Genomic DNA, 25,990 nt, shown 5'->3' with positions numbered 1-25,990 from the left:
CCTCACCCGGCTCATGGCCCGCGGGGATGCCCGCGAATCACAGGAGATGCAATGACCAGCACCGAGACCACCCCGACAGCCGAGCAGGCGAGCGCCGCGTTCCACGCCCTGCGCGCCGAGATCGGCAAAGCGGTGGTCGGCAACGACACCGCGGTCATGTACCTGGTGCTCGCCCTGCTGTGCCGCGGCCACGTACTGCTCGAAGGCGTGCCGGGGGTGGCCAAGACGCTGCTGGTGCGGGCGCTGGCCACGGCGCTGGACCTGGAGCACGCGCGGGTGCAGTTCACCCCCGACCTGATGCCCGGCGACGTCACCGGGTCGCAGATCTACGATCCGCACTCCGCCGAGTTCACCTTCCGGCACGGTCCGGTGTTCACCAACCTGCTGCTCGCCGACGAGATCAACCGCACGCCGCCCAAGACCCAGTCGGCCCTGCTGGAGTCGATGGAGGAGCGGCAGGTCTCGGTGGACGGAAAGCCGCGGCCGCTGCCCGATCCGTTCGTCGTCGTCGCCACGCAGAACCCGATCGAACAGGAGGGCACCTATCCGCTGCCGGAGGCGCAGCTGGACCGGTTCCTGTTCAAGGTGGACATCCACCTGCCCGGTCGCGACGACGAGTTCCGCATCCTGCAACGCCATGCCGCGGGCTTCGATCCACGCGACCTCACCGGCGCGGGACTGCGTCCGGTCGCGGGCCCGGCGCACATCGCCGCCGCCCGCGCCGCGATCGCGCAGACCACGATCAGCCCCGAGGTGCTCGCCTACACCGTCGACGTGTGCCGGGCCACCCGCACCTCGCCCGCCGTGCAGCACGGCGCGTCGACCCGTGGCGCGACCGCCCTGATGGCGGCTGCCCGCGCGTTCGCCTGGCTCAATGGTCGCGGGTTCGTCACACCGGACGATGTGAAGACCGTCGCCGTCGCCGTGCTGCGGCACCGCCTGCACTTGCGGCCGGAGGCCGAACTGGACGGCGTGACCGCCGAGGGCGTGCTGTCGTCGCTGCTGCTGTCGGTTCCGGTTCCGGTGTAGCCGATGGTCGTCACCGGTCGGCTGGCCGCCGCGGCAGGCGTGGCGGCCCTGTTCGTCACCCTGGTCGTGCCGTCGGTCCTCGGCGTGGTCGTGGTGACCGGCGTCCTGGCCGCCGGGCTGCTCGTCGATCTCGTCGCGGCGGGGCGGGCGCGCGATTTGGCGCTGTCCCGCGCGCCACTGACCACGGTGCGGCTCGGGCGTTCGGTCGAGGTCGAACTCGTCGCGGTCAACACCGGAACGCGCAGGCTGCGCGGGACGGTGTGGGACGACTGGCCCGACAGCGCACGCGCCGAGAACCGCGCGCACGGGCTGGATCTGGCCCCGGGTACCAAGGTCCGGATCCGCACCACGCTCACGCCCACCTACCGCGGCGATCGGGTCGCGGGCCAGGTCACGGTGCGGCTGCTCGGCCCGCTCGGATTGGCGGGCAGACAGACGAGGCGCGACGTGCCCGCCCGGGTGCGGGCGCTGCCCGCGTTCCGCGCCGAGCGGCTGCTGCGCTCGAAGGTCAAGAGGTTGCAGCATCTCGACGGCCGCAATCTGGCCGACCTGCGCGGACAGGGCACCGAATTCGACTCGTTCCGCGAGTACGTCGCCGGGGACGACGTGCGGGCCATCGACTGGCGCGCCACCGCCCGCGCCACCGATGTCCTGGTCCGCACCTGGCGCCCGGAGCGCAACCGGCACATGCTGATGCTGCTGGACACCGGCCGGGTCAGCGCGGGCCGGGTCGGTGACGGCACGCGCCTGGACGCGAGCATCGAGGCGGCCCTGCTGCTCGGCGGTCTGGCCGCCGCCGCGGGCGATTCGGTCGACCTGCTGGCCTATGACCGCCGAGCGCGCGCCGAGGTCCGAGGGGTGGCCGGAAAAGGCTTGCAGTCGAAGTTGATGCACGCGATGGCCGGAATCGTTCCCGCCCTCGTCGACACCGACAGCGCCGGACTGGTGCGCGCGGCCATTCAGCGCACCCGCAGGCGCAGCCTGGTCGTCTGGTTCACCAGCCTCGACGGCGCAGCGGTGGAGGAGAACCTGTTGCCCGTGTTGCCGGTTCTGGCGCAACGCCACCGTGTACTCATCGTCTCGGTGACCGACCCCGATGTCGCCGCGGCGGCCATCCGGCGCGACGACCTCTATGCCGCGGCCGCGGCCGAATCGGTGCTGGCCGAACGCGCGCTGGTCCAGGAATCGCTGCGTCGCATGGGGATCGCGGTCGTCGCGGCGTCCCCGGAACGACTGCCGGAGGCCCTGGCGGACGAGTACCTGGAACTGAAGCAATCCGGAGCCCTCTGAGTCCCGCGCGTGAGTCCTGCGCGCGCTGCCGCGCTCTCGTCGAAGAGCATCCTCGCGCGCCCGCCGAGGAGGATCATGACCCCATGGCCTCAGATCTCGCCGCCTTCGTCCGCGGGTTGCCCAAAGCGGAACTGCACCTGCATCTGGAAGGGACGCTGGAGCCGGAGCTGAAGTTCCGCCTCGCCCGGCGCAACGGCATCGAGCTGCCGGAGCAGAGCGTGGCGGAAGTCGAGCAGACCTACCGATTCCACGATCTGACCTCGTTCCTCCAGGTCTACTACGCGGCGCTGCGCGTGCTGCAGCGCGCCGAAGACTTCCACGACCTCGCCTTCGACTATCTGCGCCGAGCGCACAGCCAAGGCGTGCGCCATACCGAGCTGTTCTTCGATCCGCAGGCGCACACGGGACGGGGAGTCCCGTTCCCCACGGTGATCAGCGGATACCGATCGGCGATCGCACGGGCGCGGCGGGAGCTGGGGATATCGGCCGAACTGATCCTGTGCTTCCTGCGCGACCATTCCGCGGAGTACGCCATGGCGACGCTGCTGGAAGCACTGCCGTACCGGAGCTGGATCGTGGGGGTCGGGCTGGATTCCGACGAGCGGGGCAATCCGCCGAGCAAGTTCGCCGCCGTCTTCGAACGCGCCCGCGCGGAAGGGTTCCTGCTGACGATGCACTGCGACGTCGACCAGCCGGATTCGATCGAGCACATCCGCCAGGCGCTGGAGGACATCGCCGTCGACCGCCTCGACCACGGCACCAATATCGTGGCGGACGACCGTCTGATCGAATTGGCCGGATCCAAGGGGATCGCGCTCACCTGCTGCCCGGTGTCGAACTCCTTCGTCACGGCGCAGATGAAGGCCGACGAGATCGTCGGTCTGCTGCGCCGCGGGCTGACGGTGACGGTCAACAGCGACGACCCCTCGTACTTCGGCGCGTACGTGGCCGACAACTATCTCGCGCTCGCCGAGCAGGGCGGTCTCGGGCCCGATCACCTGGTCGAGTTGGCCAGGAACTCGTTCCGCGCCGCCTGGATCACGCCCGCCCGGCAGGACGCCTATCTGCGCGAGATCGACGACTACGTCGCGGCGAACGGCTGACCGGGGCGCGGCCCGAACACCGGGTACAGCGGCTGCGGCAGCACCCGACGCTGGCGTTCGGCGATGACCGCGCCGAGAACCTGCACCGGCGGGCAACCGGCCGGTGGCGCGACGCGCAGCCGGCCGCACACCTCGGCCACGAGCGCCGCGCCCAACTGGTGTTGCGCCGCGGGCGTCAGGGAGCGCACGCGCGTCAGGTACTGCCGCACCGCCAGCGCGAGATCTTCCGGTAGCCCGGACAGATCGAGCTGCGCGCTCCAGCCGGTCAGCCACGGCGGTGCGACCGCGAGCGCGGGCGGCGGCAGCGGGCGTTGCGCGTGCACCACCACGGTGCCGGCCAGCACGTCGCCGATCCGCCGCGCATGCGGCGAGCACATCGAGGTGAGCACCGCGATGACGCCGAATCCGCCGAGCATCCAGAAATCGACGATCGCGCCCGCCAGGCCGCGAGTGAGCGCGTGCCGGAAGTCGATCGGCCCGCCGTCCTCGCGCACCACCCGCAGCCCGAGCATCAGCTTGCCCAGTGTCCGCCCCCGCCAAGTGGTCTCGCAGGCCACCGGGTACCCCACCAGCACGGTCACGATGGTCACCAGCATGACCACGTCCAGCCAGGCCGAGTCGACGCCCGCGGGCAGTAGCAGCGTCGCGATCACGAACAACAGCACGAACCCGAGCGTGCACTGGGCCAGCACGTCGATCAGGAACGCGGTGGCCCTGGTGGGGATGCGGGCGATCGGCAGCTCCAGGGCAACTGCTTCGCCGGTGGTGAACTCAGCCATGTCGATAGCATTCTTGCGACCGGTGGGAGTGGGAGGCAACCGAATGGACGTGGACGCATACAGCCTGGCGCATCGCAGGGCGTGGGACCGGCTCGACTATTTGTCCAGGCGGAGCAAGCTGACCGGCGCGGAGGCGGACGAACTCGTGATGCTCTACCGCCGCACCTCCCAGCAGCTGGCGCGATTGCAGTCGCACAGCCCCGATCCGGAGCTGATCGCCGGGTTGAGCGCACTGCTGGCACGTGCGCGCGGCCGGGTACTCGGGACGCGAGCCGACACCTGGCAGGAGATCGCACGATTCTTCACACACCGCTTCCCGGCGGCGCTCTACCGGGCGTGGCCGTGGTGGGCCGGCGTGGCCGTCGTGTTCCTGTTGGTATCGGCCGGCTTGGCGGTCTGGGTCGACCAATTCGATTCCGCCCGCGAAGTGCTCGGAATCCCCGAGGAGACAAAAAGTCTCACCGCACCGGGCGGTGCGTTCGAGACGTACTACTCGGAGCATCCGCAGGGGGCCTTCGCCGCGCAGGTGTGGACCAACAACGCGTGGGTGACGGCGATCGCCTTGTTCACCGGCGTGCTGATCCTGCCCGCGGTCTACCTGCTGTTCATGAACGCGCTCAATCTGGGCGTCAGCGCGGGGCTGATGGCCGACGCGGGGCGGCTGGATTCGTTCTTCGGCTTCATCCTTCCGCACGGCACCCTGGAGCTGACCGCGGTGTTCGTCGCGGGCGGCGTCGGGCTGAAACTCGGTTGGACGCTGATCGATCCGGGGCGGCTCAGCCGGGCGGACGCGGTGGCCAGGCAGGGGCGGGCGACCGCGACTGTCGCGCTCGGCCTGGTCGGGGTGTTGTTGGTGTGTGGCTCCATCGAAGGATTTGTGACGCCGAGCCCACTGCCCGCGCCGATTCGCATCGGGATCGGGTTCGTCGCCGAGGCGTTGTTCCTGGTGTACGTGTTCGGAGTGGGGCGCCGGGCGGTCACGCAGCAGGCGAATCCGGCGGCCGAGGCATCGAGCAGTCAGCCGACCACTGTGACGCAGCCAACATTCAGCACACACTGAGCGAAGTGGACCGGGGAATCGGCAGCTAAGCGGCGCCAGATCTGTTCGGAAGCCCCCGTTTGAGTTCCGCTGGCCGCAGCGAGTCGCTGCTCTAGCTGCGGCCAGCGTTACCGTCAACTCTACACAACCGTTATCCCTACGCAACCCTCCGCGCCGAGGTCAAGCGTATAAAGCAGCAGCCCAGCAAACCCTTGCGGCAGCATCGTTTCGCCCGGTATCAGCTAACTGGACGCGTCCCGCGCGACCGCGGTTTCGGGCGACCGGGCAGTGCCTCGGAGACACCATCGGAATAGTCGCGGGGAATGCTTTCCGGCAATGTAATCCGAACTCGACCAGGCGTTAGCCAAGCGTTTCAATAGACCCCGCCATGGTTGCCGGCACCCCTTCCCACCTGCACGTTCATTTGCACGGGCGGCCAGTTGCCGATCACAGTTCAGAAGAAAAAGACCACAGGTTTGTTTACCTAGTAATAAACCTACTGGAGACATAGCGGCGCGCCGGGAAGACCGGGCAGTTCCCCGACGGGCTCCGCATTAACCAGCGAGTGAAAAGGGAGCTGTTCACCTGTCTCGCGCGCTCGAGTCAGCACCTGAACCGCAACCATAACGAGGCATGTGATCTTCGCCTCACCTGGCGTTACCAAGCGTCGAACCGCGCGAAATCGCCACCACTACACCCGACTTGAAGAGATCCACGTCACACTTGAAGGAGGTGGCCGCCGACTACATCAGCGCGCCGCCATCGACCCTGATCTCGGTGCCGGTCATGTACCGCCCGTCGTCAGAAGCGACCATGGCGACCACCCCGGCGATGTCCTCCGGCGAGCCGAGCGCGCCACCGTTGAGCCATCCGGTCATGCGGGAGAACAGCTGCGGATCGAAACCCTCGGGCTGCTCCAGGATCGACTTGGTGGTGATGCCGCTGGTGATGCCGGCCGGAACAACGTTCACCGCGCGCAAGCCCTGCTTGGCGTATTCCAGGGCGATGGCGTGAGTAAAGGCGTTCACGCCGCCCTTGGACGCCGCGTAGGAGGCGAGGTAGGGCGCCGCGCTGAAGGCAGCGGTGGAGGAGATGTTGACCACCACGCCGCGTCCGGTGTCCAGCAATGCGGGCAGCGCCGCCCGGGTCATCAGGAAGGTGCCGGTGAGATTCACCCGGATCACTTGCTCCCACACGTCGATCGGCATCTCATGCGTGCGCGCGGGCCGCAGGATGCCCGCCGCGTTGACCAGCACGTCCAATCCGCCGAGGAACTCCAGCGCCGCTGTAGTCGCGGTGCGCACCGAATCCGGATCCGCGGTGTCGACCTCCACCGTCCGCAGTCGCTGCGCGCCGTCGCCCGCCTTTTCCGCGGTGGCCGCCAGTCCCGCCGCGTCGATGTCGGCGGCGACCAGCTGCGCCCCTTCGTCCAGCAGCCGAAGGCCGATGCCCTGACCGATGCCGGATCCCGCTCCCGTCACCACCACGCGGCGGCCGTCAAATCTGCGCATGCAAAAATTAGAACACGTTCTCATCGAGCGTCAAGGGACTTCCGTGGCCTCCCGGCTATTCGCAGCACCATGGCCGCCGTCGCCGCGCCGTACGCATGGCTGGCCGAGGCCGGACGCTCCGCCGGGTAGTTGGAGCGATGCGTGACGACGACGCCGTTGGGCAGGGTGATCGTCTGATCGGGCACGGTCGCGACGCAATTGCCGCCCGCCTTGGCCACCAGGTCGACGATCACCGTCCCCGCACCGAGCAGGTCGAGCGCCGCCTGCCCCAGCAGGCGAGGCGCCGGGGATCCACGGTGCACGGCCGTGCAGACGACCAGGTCGGGCGGCATGGCGGCGAGCGTGTCCAGCAGCGCTGCGTTGTCGTCCGGGTTCGGCACGAAATGTCCCGCGCCCGCCTCGACCGCGGCGGCCCGCTGTGCGAGGCGATTGCCGACCGCCGTCGGCCGCTCGTCGCCGAACGTGCGAGCGGCCGCGATGGCGGCGAGCCCGGCGGCACCGCACCCCAGTACGAGCGCGCGGACCGGGCGGGTGAGCCGCGCGGGAGCGAGCAGTCGCCTGCCTTCGGCGTAACCCACCGCGCCCGCGATCCGGCTCATGGTGGACAGCGCGTCGAACTCGGTGGTCGTGTGGTCGCGCGGCACCGCATCGAACGCCACCGATTCGATACCGCGGCGGCGCAACCGGTCGATCTCGTCGCCACGGTGGTGCGGATCCTGGAAGCCGAGCAGCGTCGTCCCCGCGCGCAGCGGCATCGAATCCAGTTCGAACGCGGGCGGTTTCACCCAGGCCACGATGCCCGCGCGCTCGAACACCGTCGCGCGATCCGCGACGACGACCGCACCGGACGCGCGGTAGTCCCCGTCGGTGAAACCCGCACCGCGCCCCGCGCCTTCCTGCACGAGCACACGCAGTCCCGCCGCAGACAGCGTGCGCACGCCGGGCGGGGTGAGCGCGACACGAGTCTCCCGCGGCGCGGTCTCGCGCAGCACTCCGACGATCATCGTGCGGCGGCCCTTGGTTCCGCCACCAGCGCGGTCAGGCCGCGATCGGCGAGCGCGTCGCGATAGGTGAGACCGCCGACGATATCGCGGATCAATTGCTCCACCCGGTCGAACAGTTCCTCGATCAAAGCGGGCGACTCGTGCCGCGGCGCTTTGCGTGGAGCGAGGACGTTCAACCGGACGCCGGGACGCAGCGAGCCGGTCCGGTCCAGCGCGACGCTGTCGACCCCGGCCACGGCGAGCAACATGTCCTCTACCTGGGCACTCGTGTGCACCCCCGCCTTGTCGAGAAGCGCGCGATCGAACACCACCGAGACGAACATGCCTTCCGGGTTGCCCAACGGTCGCAGCACGTCGGTTCCCAACCGGGTGTTGATCGCGGCGATGTGGCCGCAGGCCCGATCGATCTGCGCCCGCATCAGCGCGTGATTGCGGTCGAAATAGTCCTCCGAGGTGTGCTCGAGAATGGCGCGGACCAGATGGGTGGTCTCACGCTGGAACGAGATCGTGAGCCGTTCCCGGATCCGCGCCAGCCACGCGCTGTCGCCGGTGCAGGCCGCACCCATCTTGCAGGGACCGAAAGCGTTGTAGCCCTTCGAGTTCCCCGTGATGGTCAGCACCACGTCGTACAGCCGCCGGACGCCCTGCCCGGTCGCCACGTGCAGTGCGGCGATCGGGATATGCGAGGCCACCAGCCGGTCGAAGGCCATGTCGCAAACGACCGGAACACCGCAGTCGAGCAGCACCCGCCCGAGTTCCGCCAGCTCGGCGGCCGTGTAGTCCGCGACAACGGGGTTGCCCGGCAGCGTGAGCAGCACTCCACACAGTTCGTCCGTCGCACGCAGTTCCGCGAGGCAGCGGGCCAACCGGGCGGGATCTATTTTGAACCCGTCATCCGGAGCCACCGGACACGAGACGACGCGCAAGCCGAATTTCTCCACGTGGATGCTGGAGCTCTTGTAGAAGCCCTCCGGGCACACGATCACTCCGCCCGGCCTGGCGAGGGTCGCCACCGCCTCTTCGAGCAGCATCGTGCTCGAGTACGGGCAGACGATCACCTCCTCCGGGCGCACCCGGACGCCGGGCACCCCCTCGACCGGGTGGGACAGGCGCTCGAACAGCTTGCGAGCCGCCAACTCCCGCAGGATCAGCGGTTGCCGCTTGTCGTAGAGCTTGCCGTCGAGATAGTCCGCCGACGGTGCGATGTGCAGACTTTCCCGCCATGCCCGGTCCAATGCCGCGACCGCGTGCGCGTCCGGGGCCCGGCCGGTCTCGCCGTGATAGGCGTCGATGACACCGGAGTAGCGGCGGCCACCGGTCCCGGCGAACCACGTTTCCCGTGAAACGTGGCCGCGCACTTCGCGTTTCCTGGCCTCGGAGCGATTGGTCAGCGTCGCCAGGTCGGCGAGCGGATCGGTGAGCACCTGGCTCTGAGTCACGGAACCTCGCCTTCTGAAGAGTCGCCCGGTGCGAGCATGGTGTCCCATTTCTCCTGGAGTGCGGCGCGAAACAGGCTGCGGCAGTCGCCATCGGTGAGTCGTTCGAACTCCGCCAGCGGCGGCTGCGCGACGATCTGGTCGACCACGATGGCCGTACCGGCGCGCCTGAGGTCATAGAGCTTCTCGAACCGCCTGACCGCGAACGCGACATCGTGTTTCAGCGCGGAGAAGCGCGTCGCCACCCGGGCCTGGCGCGAGTAGTCGTACTCGCCCACCGCCACGTAGCGGTCGTCGACCACGAGCATGCTCTGCGCGTTGCGCGCGTGCTCGCGCTTGACCAGCACGCTTTCGACCCCCGACCGCGCCTGCTTCCACAGTTTGTCGTCATAGGGCCAGACGTCCGAGATGTCGTCGAGCACATACATCCGCCGCACATCGATTTTCGGTGGATGGGCTTTGTCGGCCAGGCGCAGGATCGCCGCGTGATAGTCGTCGCCGACGTCGCCGCCGATCGTGCCCAGGTCCGCGGTGTGGATCGCGCGTACCGACGTGGTGGCCTGTTCCAGGATCGTCAGCCAGTCGGTGACGGTATTCCACTCCCACACTGTGGCGCTGCGCGAGGGAATCTGCGCGAGGATCTCCTCGGCGCGCTCCAACTGCCGATCGGCGACCAGGCGCAGCGGCTCGATCTCCGCCCGCGCGCCCGAGGCATCGATCAGGCTCTGCGCGATACCTAATGCGCGCGAGACCAATTCGGGATCCTTGCCGAGCAGGACGTTGAAACGCATCCGCAGGTCGTAGTAAGCGCTGCTGGTCGGATCGGTCGCCGGATCCGCGCTGCCGTCGGTCGGCAGTTCCGCGCCGAGCGCGAGGCTCAGGCGTTCGCGCAGCGCGAGCGGCGGAATCCGGCTGCCGTTCTCGATCTGCTGAATCAGGCTGCGGGAGCAGCCCGCTCGGGTGGCGAGTGCCGCCTGGGTGTATCCGCGCTCCAGTCGCAGCCGGCGGATCAGGCTGCCGACCTGCTCATCCGTGCCCGTATCAACCATTCCGCGCCTCCCGTCCTCCAGCTTGCATACACATGCCCACGCAGTATCACGATGCGACATTTTAGTCATCAAGTGGCAAGCGGTGGCGGACGAATTGCGTTCGCCGAATTTCGTTGTCAACCAGCAATCCGGCCGCGCGATCATCCTCCCGCCGCCGCGAGATCGAGGGCGCTCACAAACACGCTTTCCGGACTCCACTCGGCGGCAACGAGCGATACTGCGGCTGATAGTCGACATCTTCTGAGCAATATGACTATTTCTGAGCAGAAATGCTCAAAAGATATCGTTACGAAGCGCTAGAGCTTCATTGACAGCATGAGGTGTCACTACCTAGCCTTGTTCTCGAAGCCACCGCAATTCGACCTCGCCGCAGCGGTTTTCCGCCTGCCGCGCTCGGTGGCGCGATAACTCTAGGAGGTGCCGGATACGGATACCTCGTTACCGCGCGAGCAGGCCGCATCGTGGCCGGCACCCCGCGTTCGACGCTCGCGCCTTCCCGAAGCATCAGCGCACCAAGTAATTCGGGCACGGACGCAGTCATCGTGTTCGCGCCGTGGCCGAGCGCGGTCATCGCACTCCGGGCGAGCCCGGCGGGGCCGCGTCATACCGAACAGAGTGAATGAGAGCGGATCATGACACTCGACATCACCGATTCGATCATCACCAGCGACATCACCCCGGAAACGGCACGGCTGCTTCCCTTTACCTCCGGCACCGCTTGGGAACTCAGCTGGCTGCCCACGGTCACCCTGACCCGCGAGCAGGCTGTCAGCGGGATGGTGCTCGACGAAATGCTCAGCGATCCCGGCACGCTCACCAACGACCTCGCGCTCGAGCTGGCCGCCATTCGCGCCGCCGAGCTCGGCAGAACTTTGCGTGAGGTGCTGCTGCGGCTGTACGTCCGCATCGCCGAACGCGACAGCGCACCCTCCTGCGGCGTCCAGACGCCCCTGCCGGCCTGACCGCGTCCCGGCGTGGCCCGGTCCGGCACAGCGCTCGGCCACACGGTTCCGATCGGTGCACCCGCGTCGGGCCCTGACGTCCGGCATCCGGGTCCGCGGAAGCGACTCGGCCAACTGGCCGTACACCACCGCGGTACCAGACGGATCTCCCGCCCTGTCGTGCTCACGACTCAACGAAGGTCAGCGGGTCCGCACCGACGCAGGACCGTACGGCGACCGTTACTGGCGGTGCGATAGCTACAAGGACTCCTGGGGGCACACGACCGCGGCGACGGCTACCTCGGCGGCGCGCACCTCGTGCTCGCCATCTTCTCCGACCCCAACTCTGCGGCAACGCGGGAGCTGCGCGACCGGATGGGTGGCGACCCTGGGGAGCTGGTCCGGCGGTTGACACAGTTCCTGGATGCGCCGGTGCCGGGCCCGGGTGAATATCGGGCGAGGGCCCTCGATGGCACCGTCACCATCCATCCCGTAGGTGATCCGGGCACGGTGCTCGCCCACCACAGCCCCGCCGACTGACCCGGACGCGCGCAAGACGCCCCTGCAAGAAGACCTGTGGGGCGTCGTTGTCTCGGATATCGATCAGGGCATAACCCCGGGGGTTATGCCCTGACTCGCGTCGATGTTGTGGGCGAAGGGGGACTTGAACCCCCACGTCCCGAAGGACACTGGCACCTGAAGCCAGCGCGTCTGCCATTCCGCCACTCGCCCGAGCGACTGGGAGACAGTATCACGGCCTCGCGCCGGATACGAAATCGCCATTTCAGAGGCCTGACCGGGGGGCTGAACGGGTTCGGGAACCCGGGGCCGTCGCCAAGAGTTACAGGTGTGGACGATCGTGGATATCATGCAATGAACGTGGTCGATCAGCGACACGCCATACCCGCGTGTCGTTGTTACGAATCAGGTAGACAGCGCACCGAAGGGAGGCCGGGATGGGCATCGTTTCGCGATTCGAGCGTCGCCTGCAAGGCGCCGTCGGTGACGCGTTCGCCAAAGTCTTCGGCGGCAGTGTCGTACCCCAGGAGGTGGAGGCGGCGCTGCAACGCGAGGCCGCCGATCATGTCCAGGACCTGGGCGGTGGGCATCTGCTGGCACCCAACAGCTATGTGATCACGATCAACACCTCCGATCATCAACAGCTGGAAGCCGACCACGAACTCACCACCCGCGCTTTCGCCAAGCACCTACAGGACTACATCCGCGAGCAAGGCTGGCAGACCTACGGCGAAGTACACGTGGCGTTCGAGGCATCACCTACGCTGCACACCGGACAGTTCAGGGCGAGTGGCCGCGTCGATCCCGACGTCGGACACAGAGCCGGCGCGGCTCGCGGCCCCGAATCACCGCCACAACGACCTGCAACCCCGCAACCAGGAGCTGGCCCCATGACGCAGAACTCAGGCTACGACCCGAGCCGTGAGCCCGCGGAGTCCGATCCACGCAACCGCGGGTACGCTCCACCGCCTGCCGGACGCGGCGGCCCGCAGAACGGCGCGTACCGCGACGACTACGGTCGTGGCGGTGCAGCGTACGGGGCGGATTACCAGGCTCCGGACGCCCAGCAGGGTTACGGCGACTACCCGAACGGAAGCGACTACCCGCAAGGTGGCCAGGGCTACGGGCAGCAGGGCGGTTACGGCGATCCCGGGTACGGACAGCAGGGCGGATACGGCCAGCAGGGCGGATACGGCCAGCAAGGCTACGGCGACCAGGCCTACGGCCAGCAAGGCTACGGCGACCAGGCCTACGGCCAGCAGGGCTACGCGGAGCAGGGCTACGGCCAGCAGGGCTACAGCGACTCCGGTTACGGCCAGCAGGGCTACGCCGACCAGGGCTACGGCCAGCCCGGCTACGGTCAGCCCGGCTACGGTCAGTCGGGATACACCGATCCGAGCTACGGTGACCAGAACTACGCCGACCAGGGCGGCTACGCCCAGGAAGAGCAGGGCGGCTACGGTCAGGCATACTCGCAGCAGCCGGGCTACGGCGCGCAACAGGGTTACGCGGGCGGACAGGGCTACGGCGCCGCGCCGCAGGCCGGTTCGGGCTATTCGGCAACCCTCCAGCTGGACGACGGCAGCGGCCGCACCTACCAGCTGCGGGAAGGCAGCAACATCATCGGCCGCGGCCAGGACGCGCACTTCCGGCTGCCCGACACCGGCGTCTCGCGCAGACACATCGAGGTGCGCTGGGACGGGCAGACCGCGATGTTGTCCGACCTCGGCTCCACCAACGGCACGCTGGTGAACGGTTCCCCGGTGCAGGATTGGCAGCTCGCCGACGGCGACGTCATCCGTGCCGGGCACTCCGAGATCCTGATCCGTATCGTCTGATCCCGTAAGCTCGCGGTGCAGGTCACGACATGGCTCTCGAGGGATTCGTCGGTCGTATCGTGATCGAAGTCGACCGACGGCCCTATGATGCTGCCAACACACGCGCGGCGCCGACACCGGGGCCGGCAAGACCAGCAGGCTGGTGGGGGTGGTCGAACCGCACCTACGGCACCGACGTACACGGTCGAACAGGAGGTGGAGCGCCGTGCAGGGACTGATCCTGCAACTGACCCGTGCGGGGTTCCTTCTGCTGTTGTGGTTGTTCGTGTGGGCTGTGCTGCGCACGTTGCGCAGCGACATCTACGCGGCATCCGGCATTCGGATCCAGCCCAGGGCCGCACGCGGTTCCGCGGTGCTGCCATCCTTCAGCCGGGGCCAGAAGGGCGCCAAATTTCTTGTGGTGACTCAGGGTTCACTCGCCGGCACCCGCATCTCGCTCGGCACCCAACCGGTGCTGATCGGGCGTGCGGACGATTCCACGCTGGTACTCACCGATGACTACGCATCGACCAGGCATGCGAGACTGTCTCCCCGTGGTGACGATTGGTACGTCGAGGATCTCGGCTCGACGAACGGCACCTACCTCGATCGCGCGAAAGTCACCACCGCCGTCCGTGTTCCACTCGGCACGCCCGTCCGTGTCGGCAAAACAGTGATCGAGCTGCGATCGTGACACTTGTTCTCCGCTACGCAGCGCGCAGCGACCGTGGTCTCGTTCGAGGCAACAACGAAGACTCCGTGTACGCGGGCGCCCGGCTGCTCGCACTCGCCGACGGCATGGGCGGCCATGCCGCGGGAGAAGTCGCGTCCCAGTTGATGATCGCCGCGCTCGCCCACCTCGACGACGACGAACCCGGCGACGATCTGCTCGGCAAGCTCGACGCGGCCACCCGAGAAGGCAACGCCGCCATCGCGGATCAGGTCGAGGAGGAGCCCGAGCTCGACGGCATGGGCACCACGCTCACCGCGATCCTCTTCGCCGGCAAGAAACTCGGCCTCGTGCACATCGGCGACTCGCGCGCCTACCTGTTGCGCGGCGGCGAGCTCACTCAGATCACCCGGGACGACACGTTCGTCCAGTCGCTGGTCGACGAGGGCAGGATCACACCGGAGCAGGCGCACACGCACCCGCAGCGTTCGCTGATCATGCGCGCGCTCACCGGCAACGAGATCGAGCCGACACTGATCATGCGCGAATCGCGCGCCGGTGACCGCTACCTGCTGTGCTCCGACGGTCTCTCGGACGTGGTCAGCGACGAGACCATCGCGAACACGATGCGCGAGGGCAGTACCGACGAGTGTGCCGACCGGCTCATCGAGCTGGCATTGCGCAGCGGCGGTCCGGACAACGTGACCGTCGTCGTGGCCGATGTCATCGACTTGGACTACGGCCAGAGCCACCCGATCGTCGCAGGCGCCGCGTCCGGCGTCGACGAGGACACGCCGCCGCCGAACACCGCCGCGGGCCGGGCCTCCGCGCTGCGCCCGCCGCGCGCCGCGCCGCGCCGGCCCGCCGCCGCGCCCGAGCCGCCCGCGAAGAAGTCACACCGGCTGCGCTGGATCGTGCTGGCGCTGGCGCTTGTCGTCGCCGTCGGTGTGGGGCTCGTGGTCGGCTACAAGATGATTCGCAGCAACTACTACGTCGGCGCCGACGACGGTTCGGTGGTGATCCTGCGCGGGCTGCCCGGGTCGATCCTGGGCTACTCCATCCACGACGTGAACCTGGTCGGGTGCGTGACTCGCAACGGAGAGCTCACGCTGACCGGGCCCGGCGAGGGTCTGCCCTCCACGTGCAAGCCGCTGAAGGTCACCGATCTGAAGCAGACCGGCCGCGACCAGGTGGACAAGGGCTTGCCGCCGGGCTCGCTGGACAAGGCCAGGGACTCGATGACCTACCTGGCCCAGCGAGAGTTGCTGCCGCCGTGCCCGGTCAAGGAATCTGCGCCGCAGCCGGGGATCGTCCCGACACCCGTCGAGTCCGCGCCGCCCGCGCCCAACGGTGCACAGCCCGCGCCACCCGCACCCGCACCCGCACCCGAACAAGGCGACGCCAGGGGCACCGAGATCAAGACGCCGACGAAGCCGGAGGCTCCTGCCCCGCCGTCGACCACGTCGCCCGCCCCCCAGACCGCGGGGGAGAACTGCCGGGTGACGGACTGATGTCCGCGCCGGCACCGCCGTCGGCTGGGGCTTTTCCCAGTCCCCCGGGCGGCTTCGCTCCCGCGCCACCACCGAGCACCAGACGCAACGTCGAACTTTTGCTGCTCGCGGCGGCGGCGGTGATCACCACCATGTCCCTGTTCCTGGTCGAAGCGAGTCAGGAACAGTCGATCACCTTGGACATCGCCAAATACGGCTTGGCCTACCTGGCGTTGTTCGCGGTGGCGCACCTGGCCGTGCGGCGGTTCGCTCCGTTCGCCGACCCGCTGCTGTTGCCGATCGTGGCGTTGCTCAACGGACTCGGTCTCGTGCTGATCCACCGGCTCGATTTGGCCGACCAGCAGACCGCCGCCTACAACTCGTGGGCGACCCCATCCCCTGACGCCAATCAGCAGATCCTGTGGACCGCGCTGGGCACGCTCGTGTTCATCACACTGCTGATCGCACTGCGCGACTACCGCACCCTGGCTCGCTACAGCTACACCCTCGGCCTCATCGGTCTCGTCGCGCTCGCCGTTCCGGCTCTGCTGCCCAGCGCGTTCTCCGAGACCAACGGCGCGAAGATCTGGATCCGGTTGCCCGGGTTCAGTGTCCAGCCGGGTGAGTTCGCGAAGATCTTGCTGATCATCTTCTTCGCCTCGGTGCTGGTGGCCAAGCGCGAGATCTTCACCGCCGCCGGGCGCCACATGCTCGGCATGGAGTTCCCGCGCGGCCGCGACCTCGGTCCGATCCTGGCCGTCTGGGTCGTCTGCATCGGCGTGCTGGTGTTCGAGAAGGATCTCGGCACCTCGCTGCTGATCTTCAGCACGGTGCTCGTGATGCTCTACATCGCCACCGAACGGGTCGGCTGGCTGGTCATCGGCGGCGGACTGCTCGCGCTCGGATTCGTCTTCGCCTACCAGCTGTTCGGCCACGTGCGGGTTCGGGTGGAAACCTGGCTGCACCCGTTCGACGACTACAACAACACCGGCTATCAGATCTCCCAGTCGCTGTTCGGTCTGGCCACCGGCGGTCTCGCCGGGACCGGCCTCGGCAGCGGCAGGCCGAATCAGGTGCCGTTCGCCAAGACCGACTTCATCGTCACCACCATCGGCGAGGAACTCGGGCTGATCGGGCTCGCCGCGGTGCTGGTGCTGTTCCTGGTGTTCGTGGTGCGCGGGCTGCGCACCGCCCTCGCCGTGCGCGACAGCTTCGGCAAGCTGCTCGCTGCCGGTCTCTCGTTCACCATCGCGATCCAGCTGTTCGTCGTGGTCGGAGGGGTGACCAAGCTGATTCCGCTGACCGGTCTCACCACCCCGTTCGTGTCCTACGGCGGGTCTTCGCTACTGGCCAACTACGCATTGCTGGCGTTGCTGATCAAGATCTCCGACGCCGCCCGCGCACCCGCCCCGGTGCGTAAGAAGGAACCGGCGCCGATCGCCGACGCGCAGACCGAACTGCTGCGGCGCGATGGCGGGCGACCGGAGGCGGGGCCGCTGACATGAACACTCCACTACGCCGAGTCGCGATCGCGGTGATGGTGATGGTCGTCGCACTGCTGGCGAACGCCACCTACGTCCAAGTGATCAAAGCCGACGATCTGCGTTCCGATCCGCGCAACTCCCGGGTTCTGCTGGACGAGTACGCCCGTCAGCGCGGGCAGATCTCGGCCGGCGGCACCGTGCTGGCCAGCTCGGTCGCGACCGACGATCGGTACAAGTACCTGCGCACGTACCCGAGCGAACCGGCGGCGTACGCACCCGCAACCGGTTTCTACTCGATGCAGTACGGCAGCACCGGACTGGAACGTGCCGAGGACTCGGTGCTCAACGGCTCCGACAGTCAGCTGTTCGGCAGCCGCCTCGTCGACCTGATCTCCGGCCGGGACCCGCGCGGCGGCAACGTGCTCACCACGCTCAATCCGTTGATGCAGCAGGTGGCCTACGACCAGATGACCAGCAAGGGCTACACCGGTTCGGTGGTGGCGATCGAGCCGAGTACCGGCAAGATCCTCACCATGGTCTCCACGCCCAGCTACGACCCGAACCTGCTGTCCGGGCACGACGGCGCGCGCGGCACCCAGGCGTGGGAAACCCTGAGCGCGGATCCGAACCACCCCATGTTGAATCGGGCGATCTCGCAGACCTATCCGCCCGGATCCACCTTCAAGGTCGTGGTCACCGCCGCCGCGCTGTCCAACCGGGTCGCGACTCCCGACGACCAGTTCACCGCCGCGCCGAACATCACGCTGCCCGGCACCAGCACCACGCTGGAGAACTACAACGGCTCCACCTGCGGTCCCAACCCGACCGCTTCGCTGTTCGAGGCGTTCCGGCGCTCGTGCAACACCGCGTTCGCCGAACTCGGCGTCAAGGTGGGCGCCGCGAACCTCAAGGACGAGGCGGCCGCGTTCGGCATCGGCCCGCACCGCGGAATCCCGATGCCGGTGGCGGAGAGCACCGTCGGCACCATTTCCGACGACGCGGCCCTGGCCCAGAGCAGCATCGGACAGCGCGACGTGGCGTTGACCCCGCTGCAGAACGCGGTCGTCGCGGCGACCATCGCCAACGGCGGCGTCCGGATGGAGCCCTACCTGGTCGATCAGTTGCAGGGCCCGGACCTGAGCGAGCTGTCGAAGACCAAGCCGGTCTCGGTCGGCCAAGCCGTCAGCGCCGATGTAGCGTCGACCCTGACCAACCTGATGATCGCGTCGGAGGGCAACACCTCTGGAGGTAACCAGACCCCTTATCAGATCGCGTCCAAGACCGGCACCGCGGAGCATGGGAGCAACCCGCGCAACACGCCGCCGCATGCTTGGTACATCGCGTTCGCCCCCGCGCAGAACCCGAAGATCGCCATCGCGGTGATCGTGGAGAACGGTGGGGACCGGGCGCTTGCCGCGACCGGTGGTTCGGTCGCCGCGCCGGTGGCTCGCGCGGTTCTCGACGCCGGTCTTCGAGGGGGCTGAACGATATGGATGTGCGAGTGAAGGTACGGGGACCTCGATGCTGAACAACGGTGCGATGATCGCCGACCGGTACCGGCTGCAGCGACTGATCGCGACCGGCGGCATGGGCCAGGTCTGGGAAGCGCTGGACACCAGGTTGGACCGCAGGGTCGCGGTCAAGGTGCTGAAATCGGAGTTCTCGGCCGACCCGACGTTCCGGCACCGATTCCGCACCGAGGCGAAGACCACCGCCCAGCTGAATCACCCCGGTATCGCGGGCATCTACGACTACGGCGAGACGGCCGACCCGCAGGGCAGCGAGATCGCGTACCTGGTCATGGAATTCGTCCAGGGCGAGCCGCTGAACACGGTGCTCAACCGCTTGGGCAGGCTGTCGGTCGCCCAAGGCCTCGACCTGCTCGAGCAGACCGGGCGGGCGCTGGAGGTGGCGCACCGCGCGGGCGTGGTGCACCGCGACGTGAAGCCGGGCAATATCCTGGTCACCCCGACCGGGCAGGCGAAGATCACCGACTTCGGTATCGCCAAAGCGGTGGACGCCTCCCCGGTGACCAAGACCGGCATGGTGATGGGCACCGCGCAGTACATCGCACCGGAACAGGCGGTCGGCGAGGACGCCTCCGCGGCCAGCGACGTGTACTCGCTGGCCGTGGTCGGTTACGAGGCGCTGTCCGGACAGCGGCCGTTCACCGGTGACGGCGCGCTCACCGTCGCGATGAAGCACGTGCGCGAGACGCCGCCCCCGATGCCGGCCGATCTGCCCGGCAACGTGCGGGAACTGATCGAGATCACGATGGAGAAGGACCCGGCGCGCCGCTACGCCAGTGGCGGCGAGTTCGCCGACGCGGTCGCCGCGGTGCGCGCGGGCCGCCGTCCGCCGCCGCCGAGTGGCACCCACCCCGCCGCGCCCTTGACCGGCGCCACGCGGGTGCTCCCGCCCGGCCCGACCGCCGTGATCCCCTCTACCCCATCCGACTTCGACGGCGCGACGGTGCGCTACTCGACGCCCGCGGCGGGCGCGGTGGGCGCGGCGAATCGCGCGGGCACGATCGCGGCTCCGGCTACCGTGCTGAGTCGCGGCGCGGCGGGCGATCAACCGCCGAGTGGCGGCAAGCAGTTCACCACGACCCAGAAATGGCTGACCGGACTCGGCATCGGCGCCGTGCTGCTCGGCGCGCTCACGGCCTACCTGCTCTTCGGTGGCGATACCAATCCGGATTCCACGCCTGCGCCGACCGCGACCGTCGCGCCGAACCCGAAGCCGGTCCCGCCGGTGGCCACCACGACCACCCCCAAGCCCGCGCCCGCGCCGGTGGTAACCGAGACCTACGAACCGACCACCACCGAGCCGAAGACCACGACACCGGAGCCCACGACGACCACCGCGCCGCCCACCACCACGGCACCGAGCACGACGAAGCCGACGACCACCGCGCCCACCACCCGCCCACGCATCCCGACCCTCGACCTGCCATTCCCGGAGATTCCCGGTGCCCAGCGGCCTTCGACCACTCGCAGCGGATCCGCTACTTCTTCGCAAGGACTGCCATGACGACCCCGAAGAATCTCTCGTCTCGCTACGAGCTGGGCGAGATCATCGGGTTCGGCGGTATGTCCGAGGTGCACAAGGCCCGCGACATCCGGCTGAGCCGGGACGTGGCGATCAAGGTGCTGCGGGCGGACCTGGCCCGCGATCCTACGTTCTACCTGCGGTTCAAGCGCGAAGCGCAGAACGCAGCCGCGCTCAATCATCCGGCCATCGTCGCGGTCTACGACACCGGTGAGGCCGAGGTGGACGGCGGTCCGCTGCCGTACATCGTGATGGAGTACGTCGACGGCGACACGCTGCGCGACATCGTGCGCGGCAAGGGCCCCTTGCCGCCGCGCCGCGCGATGGAGATCGTCGCGGATGTCTGCGCCGCATTGGATTTCAGCCACAAGGCCGGGATCGTGCACCGCGACATGAAGCCGGCCAACATCATGATCAACCGGTCGGGCGCGGTGAAGGTGATGGACTTCGGCATCGCACGTGCGATCGCCGACAGCTCCAACCCGATGACGCAGACCGCGGCGGTGATCGGCACCGCGCAATACCTTTCGCCGGAACAGGCGCGCGGGGAGACGGTGGACGCCCGCTCGGACGTCTACTCCGTCGGATGCGTACTGTTCGAGATCCTCACCGGCGAGCCGCCTTTCACCGGTGACTCGCCGGTCGCCGTCGCCTACCAGCACGTCCGGGAGGATCCGCGGCTACCTTCGCATGTGCACCCCGGGGTTCCGCGCGAGCTGGACTCGGTCGTACTCAAGGCGATGAGCAAGAACCCGGCCAACCGGTACCAGACCGCCGCGGAGATGCGCGCCGACCTGATCCGGGTGCTCGGCGGCCAGAAGCCGAGCGCGCCGATGGTGATGACCGACGAGGATCGCACCACCATGATGGGCGCGGACGAGCCCCCGCCGCGTAACTACCGCACCGTCGAGCGCCACGACGACACCGCCGAGCAGGATCCGGCCGAGCCCAACGGCCGGCGGCGGACCGCCTACATCGCGCTCGGCGCCGTCGCGGCCGTCGCCGTGGCTTTCGCATTGTTCTGGGTGTTGCTCGGGCCGGGCAGCCGACCCGACCAGGTGGCCGTTCCCGATCTGTCCAACAAGTCCTCGCAACAGGCGCAGGACGCGTTGCAGAAGCTCGGCTTCACGGTGGCGATCCAGCAGAAGCCCGACGGCAAGGTCGCCACCGGCAACGTGATCGCGACCCAGCCCTTGGGCGGCTCGCGGATCGATGAGGGAAGCACCGTTACGGTCCAGGTGTCTTCCGGACCCGCGCAGGTGCAGGTGCCGAAGCTCACCGGGCTGACCCAGGAGCAGGCCGAGCAGGTGCTGAATTCCAAAGGCCTACGGCTCAACTCGAACGTCGAGCGCAAGCCGTCGAGCACCGCCGAGAAGGACCAGGTGATCGAGCAGAATCCGTCGCCGGGTTCGAAGGTCGACGTCGACTGGGAAGTAGTCGTCACGATCGGCTCCGGCCCGGAAGCGGTTCGCGTTCCCTACGTCGTCGGCCAGACGATCGACGTGGCTCAGCCGAACATCGAGGGCAACGGCTTCAAGGTCGTCGTGCAAGAGGTGCAGTCCTCGAAGCCGAAGGGCGAGGTGGTCGCCTCGAGCCCGGCCGGCGGCAGCAGCGCGGAGAAGGGCTCCACGGTCACCGTCCAAGTGTCCGCGGGCGATCTGAAGATGCCGTCGCTGGTCGGTCTCACCGTCTCGCAGGCGGTGGAGAAGCTGCGCGCGGAGGGCTGGACCGGCAGCACCAGCCAGATCAGCCAGTCGCCACAGGGAACTTTCGACGCGGGCAATGTCGGACGCATTCTCAGCCAGCAGCCGTCGGCGGGCAGTTCGATCCAGAAGAACAGCGCCATCCTGGTCGGTGTGGGGGTGCTGGGCCCGCCGTGACCGGCCTGATCACCGGTATCCGGAAAACGAGACCATCCGGTGTGAATTGCGGGAGAATGATGCTGCTCCATCCCAATCAGCGCAGCTGAGCACGAGGAGGTAGCTCATGACCACTGCCAGGGACATCATGAAACCGGGCGTTCAGTGGATTGCCAAGGACACGACGATCGAGCAGGCCGCGCGTACCATGGCCGAACTCAACGTCGGGTCGCTCATCGTCTCCGACGACAACGAGCGGATGTGTGGCATTGTCACCGACCGCGACATCGTGGTGAAGTGCATCGCTCAGGGCAAGGCCCCCGCGGACTGCCGGGTCGAGGAATTGTGCGAAGCGACGCCGCGGTGGGTCGATGCCAACGCCGACATCCAGGAAGTCCTCGATGAAATGGAGAGCAACCGGGTAAAGCGTATGCCGGTCATCGAGGACAAGCGGCTGGTCGGCATGATCAGCGAGGCGGACTTGGCCAGGCATCTGGACGATAACCAGCTCGGCGAGTTCGTGACCGCCGTTTACGGGCGTCCTTAGCGTTCGAACCGGTACGGAGGGCGGTTCCCGCACCGCCCTCCGGATCGGCCTGCGCATTTCGGCGACGCGCCGGCACCGTGGATTCCCGCCTGGCGATACGAACTAGAGGGGTCGAGCGGTGCGGCACCGGCCGATAGCGATGCCGTGTGCATACACTCGGGCACGACCCCGGCGTCAGGCCGAGTCGGCCTTCGGCAGATACCGCAGCACGGCGACGTCGCCGACTTGTGTCACGCCTGCCAGTCGCATCCTGTGGTGCGGCGCCCCCGGAAAATCGGCCGGGCCGAGGAAGCGTGGAGCCGCGACGTCGCCCACCAGGATCGGGGCCACCGCGAGATGCAGCTCGTCGGCCAGATCGGCGGCGAGGAAGGCGGTATGGATGCGGGTGCCGCCCTCGACCATGAGACGGCCGACACCCCGTCGGCCCAGATCGTCCAGCAGCGCGCCGAAGTCGAGCTCGGCGCCGAGATCGACCACCTCGGCCAGTCCGGCCAGCCGGGCGGTGAGTTTCGCCGCGCCCGCCGCAGTGGTGTAGACGAGCTTGCCGCCGCCGTGGTGCCAGAACCGCAGCTCGGGATCCAGCTCGCCGCTCGCCGAGACCGTCACCTTCAACGGATATTCCGGCTTGCCCGCGGCGCGGCGGGCCGCTCTGCGCTCGGCGCTGCCGACGAGCAGTCTCGGATTGTCGCTGCGCAAGGTCTGCGCGCCGACAAGGATGGCGTCGGAGTCCGCGCGGATCTGGTCGACCCGATCGAAGTCCGCCGCGTCGGACAAGTGCAGCCGCTCGGGGCTCGCGTCGTCGATGTACCCGTCGATGCTCACCGCGACCGACAGCAGCACATACGGACGAGTCACCGCAGCACCAGCGCGGCGACCTCCGCCTCCAGCGTCTGCACCAAACCCTCGGCGGGACGCTCACCGCACACGCCCAGCCAGTTCGCCAGCATCCGATGCCCACCCTGGGTGAGCACTGATTCCGGGTGGAACTGCACACCGTGGATGGGCAAGGTGCGATGCCGCATGGCCATCACGATCCCGCTCTCGGTACGTCCGAGGACCTCGATCTCCTCCGGCAAGGTCTCCTCGAGCACGGTGAGGGAGTGGTACCGCGTGGCGGTGAACGGGTCGGGCAGACCGGCCAGCACGCCGGCGCCGATGTGGAAGACCTCACTCGTCTTCCCGTGCAGCAACTCGGGAGCCCTGGTGACGGTGGCGCCGAACGCCTCGCCGATCGCCTGGTGGCCGAGGCACACGCCGAGCAGTGGGACGCTTTCCTCCGCGCACGCGCGCACCAACGGAATACTGGCGCCCGCACGGTCGGGGGTACCGGGGCCCGGGCTGATCAGAATGCCGTCGAAGTCACCGACCACCGTGCCGACGTCGGCCAGATTCTGATCGTCGTTACGCCAGACGACCGCATCGACACCCAGTTGGCCGAGATACTGCACCAGGTTGAAGACGAAGCTGTCGTAATTGTCGACGACCAGAACACGCATGGCATCGAGATTACGTGCCCGCCCGCCACCGCGTCGCATCCATTACCTGTTGGGATAGCCTAGAGGCCACGACCTGTACGCCGAATACGAGGACGTCATGCCCAAGTCGAAGGTCCGTAAGAAGACCGACTACACGATCAACCCTGCCAGCCGGATCCCGGTGAAGGTGAAGGCCGGGCCGTCTCCGGTCTGGTATGTCGCCATCATGCTCGGGTTCATGCTCGCCGGACTGGCGTGGCTGCTCGTCTACTACTTGGCGGCCGAGCAGATCAGCTGGATGAACGACCTCAACGCCTGGAACTTCCTGATCGGCTTCGGCCTGATGGTGGTCGGCCTGATCATGACGATGCGCTGGCGCTGAGCAGCGACATCGAGCGGATTACAGCCGTGTCATTCATGCACACCTGTGGATGAGCCTGTGGACAACTCGAGGACCGATTGGGGAGTGCCGTGAGCCCGGAGTCCGCGGTCCCCGGCCCGCCGGACCATGACGGGCCGATTCTGGCCTGGACCACACCGACCCCCGCGCTCGTCGCGGTCGCCGTTGGCGGCGTCGCGTTGGCCGTCGCGGCGGTGGTCACCACCGAGGCGGCGAGCCGCTTGCTCGTCGGCCTGGCAGCCGCCGGGCTGCTCGCCCTTGCCGCGCTCGGATTCCGGCAACGCCCGCGACTGTCGGTGGTGCCCGGCGCCCAACCACGCCTGGTCGTCCGCACGCTGACGGGACCGGACGAATACACCCCGGAGCAGATCATCCGCGCCCGCGTGGTGAGCTACCGACGTCTCGGTCGCAAGACCCCGATGTTGGAACTCGACGTTCAGCGCGACGGAGCCGACCGGCTCCTGATCTTCGGCCGCTGGGATCTTGGCGTCAGTCCCGAATTCGTCTATCAAGACCTGGTCGCAGCCCTGCGGCTCACCCAGGACAAGACCCGCTGACGGCACTCGGCCGGGACATTCGGCGTGCCCGGCCACGAATGTTTCACGTGAAGCGAATCCCGCTGTCAGGCAGTGGAAGTGATCGCGCCCACAGCCACCAGCCCCAGCGCCGCGAACGCCACGAGCGCCACCGCTGTCCAGCCGACCGTCCGTGCCGCTTGCGGAGTGCGCACTCGCAGCCAACCCGGCAGGAACAGGATGCCGAGCGTCGCGAGAGTGCCCGCGGTCAGACCGCCGAGATGCCCCCAGAGCGAGATACCGGGCAGCGACAGACTGATGAATACGTTGATGCCGATGATGATGAGCATCTGATTCGGGTTCTGCCGCAACCGGAGCAGAATGATCGTGATCGCACCGAACAGGCCGTACACCGCGCCCGACGCACCCGCCGTGAGGCTGTTCTGCGCTAACAGCATGACCCCTGCGGACCCGCCGAGCAGCGAGACCAGGTACACCGCCAGATAGCGCAGCCGACCGAGCACCAACTCGGCATCCCGGCCCACCACATACAGCGCGAACATGTTCAGCAGCAGATGGATCGGACCGTAGTGCAGGAATCCGGCACCGAGCACCCGCCACCATTCGCCGTCCGCGACCGCAGGCGCGTACAGCACCCAGTCGAAGAACAGCGCGGAGCCGAGTTGGTTGTCCATCAGGCTCTTGGCCTGGGCCGCGGTGATCGCGTAGATCACCACGTTGATCATGATCAGCGCATAGGTCACATAGGGCGCGGACGTCCGAGGCGCTGCCGCGCCCGCGACCGTCCGCACCGGCGCGGCGGCGCGCTGATCCGCACGCAGGCAGTCGACACAGTGCTGGCCGACGGCCGCGGGGCGCAGGCATTCCGCACAGGACGGCCGCCCGCACCGCGTGCAGGCCAGGCCGGTCGGGCGATTCGGATGGCGGACGCACGTGGGTGTGGGCGGTTGGGGATTCATAG

General features: G+C 68.1%; 24 protein-coding genes and 1 tRNA gene. 16 read left to right on the top strand and 9 right to left on the bottom strand.

Annotated elements, in window-relative coordinates:
* Nucleotides 1-51: 51 nt before the first annotated feature.
* The 3 genes from ACT89H_RS20145 (at nt 52) to add (ending at nt 3,422) form a co-directional block, all read left to right on the top strand.
* Nucleotides 52-1,029: an AAA family ATPase gene (locus ACT89H_RS20145; protein ID WP_445110166.1), complete on the top strand. Its 978-nt coding sequence runs from the start codon at nt 52-54 to the stop codon at nt 1,027-1,029.
* Between the two features lie 3 nt (nt 1,030-1,032).
* Nucleotides 1,033-2,319 (top strand): DUF58 domain-containing protein, encoded by a 1,287-nt coding sequence (locus ACT89H_RS20140; protein ID WP_445110165.1) that lies wholly within the window; start codon nt 1,033-1,035, stop codon nt 2,317-2,319.
* Between the two features lie 83 nt (nt 2,320-2,402).
* Nucleotides 2,403-3,422, top strand: coding sequence for an adenosine deaminase (gene add / locus ACT89H_RS20135; protein WP_445110164.1), 1,020 nt, complete (start codon nt 2,403-2,405; stop codon nt 3,420-3,422).
* Here add and ACT89H_RS20130 read toward each other — a convergent pair.
* Nucleotides 3,401-4,201: an RDD family protein gene (locus ACT89H_RS20130; protein ID WP_445110163.1), complete on the bottom strand. Its 801-nt coding sequence runs from the start codon at nt 4,199-4,201 to the stop codon at nt 3,401-3,403. The genes add and ACT89H_RS20130 overlap by 22 nt on opposite strands.
* 43 nt (nt 4,202-4,244) lie before the next feature.
* Here ACT89H_RS20130 and ACT89H_RS20125 point away from each other — a divergent pair, with 43 nt between their 5' ends.
* Nucleotides 4,245-5,261: a stage II sporulation protein M gene (locus ACT89H_RS20125; RefSeq protein WP_445110162.1), complete on the top strand. Its 1,017-nt coding sequence runs from the start codon at nt 4,245-4,247 to the stop codon at nt 5,259-5,261.
* Nucleotides 5,262-5,983: 722 nt separating this feature from the next.
* On the opposite strand, the gene ACT89H_RS20120 is transcribed toward ACT89H_RS20125, so the two are convergent.
* The 4 genes from ACT89H_RS20120 to ACT89H_RS20105 are packed head-to-tail and all read right to left on the bottom strand — an operon-like array spanning nt 5,984 to nt 10,384.
* A complete protein-coding gene (locus ACT89H_RS20120; RefSeq protein WP_445110161.1) occupies nt 5,984-6,751 on the bottom strand; it encodes an SDR family NAD(P)-dependent oxidoreductase in 768 nt (255 codons plus the stop codon).
* Between the two features lie 20 nt (nt 6,752-6,771).
* Nucleotides 6,772-7,755, bottom strand: a complete 984-nt coding sequence (locus ACT89H_RS20115) for a Rossmann-fold NAD(P)-binding domain-containing protein (protein ID WP_445110160.1) — start codon at nt 7,753-7,755, stop codon at nt 6,772-6,774.
* Nucleotides 7,752-9,194: a pyridoxal phosphate-dependent aminotransferase gene (locus tag ACT89H_RS20110; RefSeq protein ID WP_445110159.1), complete on the bottom strand. Its 1,443-nt coding sequence runs from the start codon at nt 9,192-9,194 to the stop codon at nt 7,752-7,754. The genes ACT89H_RS20115 and ACT89H_RS20110 overlap by 4 nt, the downstream gene beginning before the upstream one ends.
* Entirely contained in the window at nt 9,191-10,384 is a 1,194-nt protein-coding gene (locus ACT89H_RS20105; RefSeq protein ID WP_445110158.1) for a helix-turn-helix domain-containing protein, read from the bottom strand. The genes ACT89H_RS20110 and ACT89H_RS20105 overlap by 4 nt, the downstream gene beginning before the upstream one ends.
* Before the next feature lie 488 nt (nt 10,385-10,872).
* On the opposite strand from ACT89H_RS20105, the gene ACT89H_RS20100 reads away from it, so the two are divergent.
* Entirely contained in the window at nt 10,873-11,202 is a 330-nt protein-coding gene (locus ACT89H_RS20100) for a hypothetical protein (protein ID WP_445110157.1), read from the top strand.
* A 297-nt stretch (nt 11,203-11,499) separates the two neighbouring features.
* Entirely contained in the window at nt 11,500-11,721 is a 222-nt protein-coding gene (locus ACT89H_RS20095; RefSeq protein ID WP_498049538.1) for a hypothetical protein, read from the top strand.
* A 109-nt stretch (nt 11,722-11,830) separates the two neighbouring features.
* Here ACT89H_RS20095 and ACT89H_RS20090 read toward each other — a convergent pair.
* A tRNA-Leu gene (locus tag ACT89H_RS20090) sits at nt 11,831-11,913 on the bottom strand.
* A gap of 224 nt (nt 11,914-12,137) precedes the next feature.
* On the opposite strand from ACT89H_RS20090, the gene ACT89H_RS20085 reads away from it, so the two are divergent.
* The 8 genes from ACT89H_RS20085 to ACT89H_RS20050 all read left to right on the top strand — a co-directional run bounded on the left by ACT89H_RS20085 (nt 12,138) and on the right by ACT89H_RS20050 (nt 22,618).
* Nucleotides 12,138-13,538 carry an FHA domain-containing protein gene (locus ACT89H_RS20085; protein ID WP_445110156.1) on the top strand — a complete coding sequence of 467 codons (1,401 nt, stop codon included), beginning with the start codon at nt 12,138-12,140 and terminating at the stop codon, nt 13,536-13,538.
* A 205-nt stretch (nt 13,539-13,743) separates the two neighbouring features.
* The gene (locus ACT89H_RS20080) at nt 13,744-14,211 is read left to right on the top strand and encodes an FHA domain-containing protein FhaB/FipA (RefSeq protein WP_014980860.1); all 468 of its coding nucleotides are present in this window, start codon (nt 13,744-13,746) and stop codon (nt 14,209-14,211) included.
* Complete coding sequence (locus tag ACT89H_RS20075) at nt 14,208-15,698, top strand: PP2C family protein-serine/threonine phosphatase (protein ID WP_445110155.1); 1,491 nt, start codon at nt 14,208-14,210, stop codon at nt 15,696-15,698. The genes ACT89H_RS20080 and ACT89H_RS20075 overlap by 4 nt, the downstream gene beginning before the upstream one ends.
* Complete coding sequence (locus ACT89H_RS20070; protein WP_445110154.1) at nt 15,698-17,182, top strand: FtsW/RodA/SpoVE family cell cycle protein; 1,485 nt, start codon at nt 15,698-15,700, stop codon at nt 17,180-17,182. Before ACT89H_RS20075 ends, ACT89H_RS20070 begins: the two co-directional genes overlap by 1 nt.
* Nucleotides 17,179-18,645 (top strand): peptidoglycan D,D-transpeptidase FtsI family protein, encoded by a 1,467-nt coding sequence (locus tag ACT89H_RS20065; RefSeq protein WP_445110153.1) that lies wholly within the window; start codon nt 17,179-17,181, stop codon nt 18,643-18,645. The genes ACT89H_RS20070 and ACT89H_RS20065 overlap by 4 nt, the downstream gene beginning before the upstream one ends.
* 37 nt (nt 18,646-18,682) lie before the next feature.
* Nucleotides 18,683-20,194, top strand: a complete 1,512-nt coding sequence (locus tag ACT89H_RS20060; RefSeq protein WP_445110152.1) for a protein kinase domain-containing protein — start codon at nt 18,683-18,685, stop codon at nt 20,192-20,194.
* Complete coding sequence (pknB, locus tag ACT89H_RS20055; protein ID WP_445110151.1) at nt 20,191-22,092, top strand: Stk1 family PASTA domain-containing Ser/Thr kinase; 1,902 nt, start codon at nt 20,191-20,193, stop codon at nt 22,090-22,092. The genes ACT89H_RS20060 and pknB overlap by 4 nt, the downstream gene beginning before the upstream one ends.
* Before the next feature lie 106 nt (nt 22,093-22,198).
* The gene (locus tag ACT89H_RS20050; protein WP_445110150.1) at nt 22,199-22,618 is read left to right on the top strand and encodes a CBS domain-containing protein; all 420 of its coding nucleotides are present in this window, start codon (nt 22,199-22,201) and stop codon (nt 22,616-22,618) included.
* Nucleotides 22,619-22,792: 174 nt separating this feature from the next.
* On the opposite strand, the gene ACT89H_RS20045 is transcribed toward ACT89H_RS20050, so the two are convergent.
* Both ACT89H_RS20045 and ACT89H_RS20040 read right to left on the bottom strand, forming a co-directional pair.
* Nucleotides 22,793-23,473 (bottom strand): RibD family protein, encoded by a 681-nt coding sequence (locus ACT89H_RS20045; RefSeq protein WP_445110149.1) that lies wholly within the window; start codon nt 23,471-23,473, stop codon nt 22,793-22,795.
* Nucleotides 23,470-24,114: an aminodeoxychorismate/anthranilate synthase component II gene (locus ACT89H_RS20040; RefSeq protein WP_445110148.1), complete on the bottom strand. Its 645-nt coding sequence runs from the start codon at nt 24,112-24,114 to the stop codon at nt 23,470-23,472. The genes ACT89H_RS20045 and ACT89H_RS20040 overlap by 4 nt, the downstream gene beginning before the upstream one ends.
* 97 nt (nt 24,115-24,211) lie before the next feature.
* Here ACT89H_RS20040 and crgA point away from each other — a divergent pair, with 97 nt between their 5' ends.
* Nucleotides 24,212-24,475 (top strand): cell division protein CrgA, encoded by a 264-nt coding sequence (crgA, locus tag ACT89H_RS20035; RefSeq protein WP_445110147.1) that lies wholly within the window; start codon nt 24,212-24,214, stop codon nt 24,473-24,475.
* An 89-nt stretch (nt 24,476-24,564) separates the two neighbouring features.
* Nucleotides 24,565-25,050, top strand: a complete 486-nt coding sequence (locus ACT89H_RS20030; protein ID WP_445110146.1) for a PH domain-containing protein — start codon at nt 24,565-24,567, stop codon at nt 25,048-25,050.
* Nucleotides 25,051-25,115: 65 nt separating this feature from the next.
* Here the strand turns inward: ACT89H_RS20030 and ACT89H_RS20025 are convergent, their stop codons facing one another.
* Nucleotides 25,116-25,988 carry a rhomboid family intramembrane serine protease gene (locus tag ACT89H_RS20025; RefSeq protein WP_445110145.1) on the bottom strand — a complete coding sequence of 291 codons (873 nt, stop codon included), beginning with the start codon at nt 25,986-25,988 and terminating at the stop codon, nt 25,116-25,118.
* Between the last annotated feature and the right edge of the window lie 2 nt (nt 25,989-25,990).

The organism is Nocardia aegles (assembly GCF_052545135.1).
The sequence above is the reverse complement of the archived record's forward strand: the minus strand, read 5'-3'. Positions and strand labels throughout refer to the sequence as shown.

Bases quoted from the DNA above. Each gene is read 5' to 3' on its own strand.
- ACT89H_RS20145 (WP_445110166.1), top strand. From the start codon at position 52: ATGACCAGCACCGAGACCACCCCGACAGCCGAGCAGGCGAGCGCCGCG.
- ACT89H_RS20140 (WP_445110165.1), top strand. From the start codon at position 1,033: ATGGTCGTCACCGGTCGGCTGGCCGCCGCGGCAGGCGTGGCGGCCCTG.
- add (WP_445110164.1), top strand. From the start codon at position 2,403: ATGGCCTCAGATCTCGCCGCCTTCGTCCGCGGGTTGCCCAAAGCGGAA.
- ACT89H_RS20130 (WP_445110163.1), bottom strand. From the start codon at position 4,201: ATGGCTGAGTTCACCACCGGCGAAGCAGTTGCCCTGGAGCTGCCGATC.
- ACT89H_RS20125 (WP_445110162.1), top strand. From the start codon at position 4,245: ATGGACGTGGACGCATACAGCCTGGCGCATCGCAGGGCGTGGGACCGG.
- ACT89H_RS20120 (WP_445110161.1), bottom strand. From the start codon at position 6,751: ATGCGCAGATTTGACGGCCGCCGCGTGGTGGTGACGGGAGCGGGATCC.
- ACT89H_RS20115 (WP_445110160.1), bottom strand. From the start codon at position 7,755: ATGATCGTCGGAGTGCTGCGCGAGACCGCGCCGCGGGAGACTCGTGTC.
- ACT89H_RS20105 (WP_445110158.1), bottom strand. From the start codon at position 10,384: ATGATCGCGCGGCCGGATTGCTGGTTGACAACGAAATTCGGCGAACGC.
- ACT89H_RS20100 (WP_445110157.1), top strand. From the start codon at position 10,873: ATGACACTCGACATCACCGATTCGATCATCACCAGCGACATCACCCCG.
- ACT89H_RS20085 (WP_445110156.1), top strand. From the start codon at position 12,138: ATGGGCATCGTTTCGCGATTCGAGCGTCGCCTGCAAGGCGCCGTCGGT.
- ACT89H_RS20070 (WP_445110154.1), top strand. From the start codon at position 15,698: ATGTCCGCGCCGGCACCGCCGTCGGCTGGGGCTTTTCCCAGTCCCCCG.
- ACT89H_RS20065 (WP_445110153.1), top strand. From the start codon at position 17,179: ATGAACACTCCACTACGCCGAGTCGCGATCGCGGTGATGGTGATGGTC.
- ACT89H_RS20060 (WP_445110152.1), top strand. From the start codon at position 18,683: ATGCTGAACAACGGTGCGATGATCGCCGACCGGTACCGGCTGCAGCGA.
- pknB (WP_445110151.1), top strand. From the start codon at position 20,191: ATGACGACCCCGAAGAATCTCTCGTCTCGCTACGAGCTGGGCGAGATC.
- ACT89H_RS20050 (WP_445110150.1), top strand. From the start codon at position 22,199: ATGACCACTGCCAGGGACATCATGAAACCGGGCGTTCAGTGGATTGCC.
- ACT89H_RS20040 (WP_445110148.1), bottom strand. From the start codon at position 24,114: ATGCGTGTTCTGGTCGTCGACAATTACGACAGCTTCGTCTTCAACCTG.
- crgA (WP_445110147.1), top strand. From the start codon at position 24,212: ATGCCCAAGTCGAAGGTCCGTAAGAAGACCGACTACACGATCAACCCT.
- ACT89H_RS20025 (WP_445110145.1), bottom strand. From the start codon at position 25,988: ATGAATCCCCAACCGCCCACACCCACGTGCGTCCGCCATCCGAATCGC.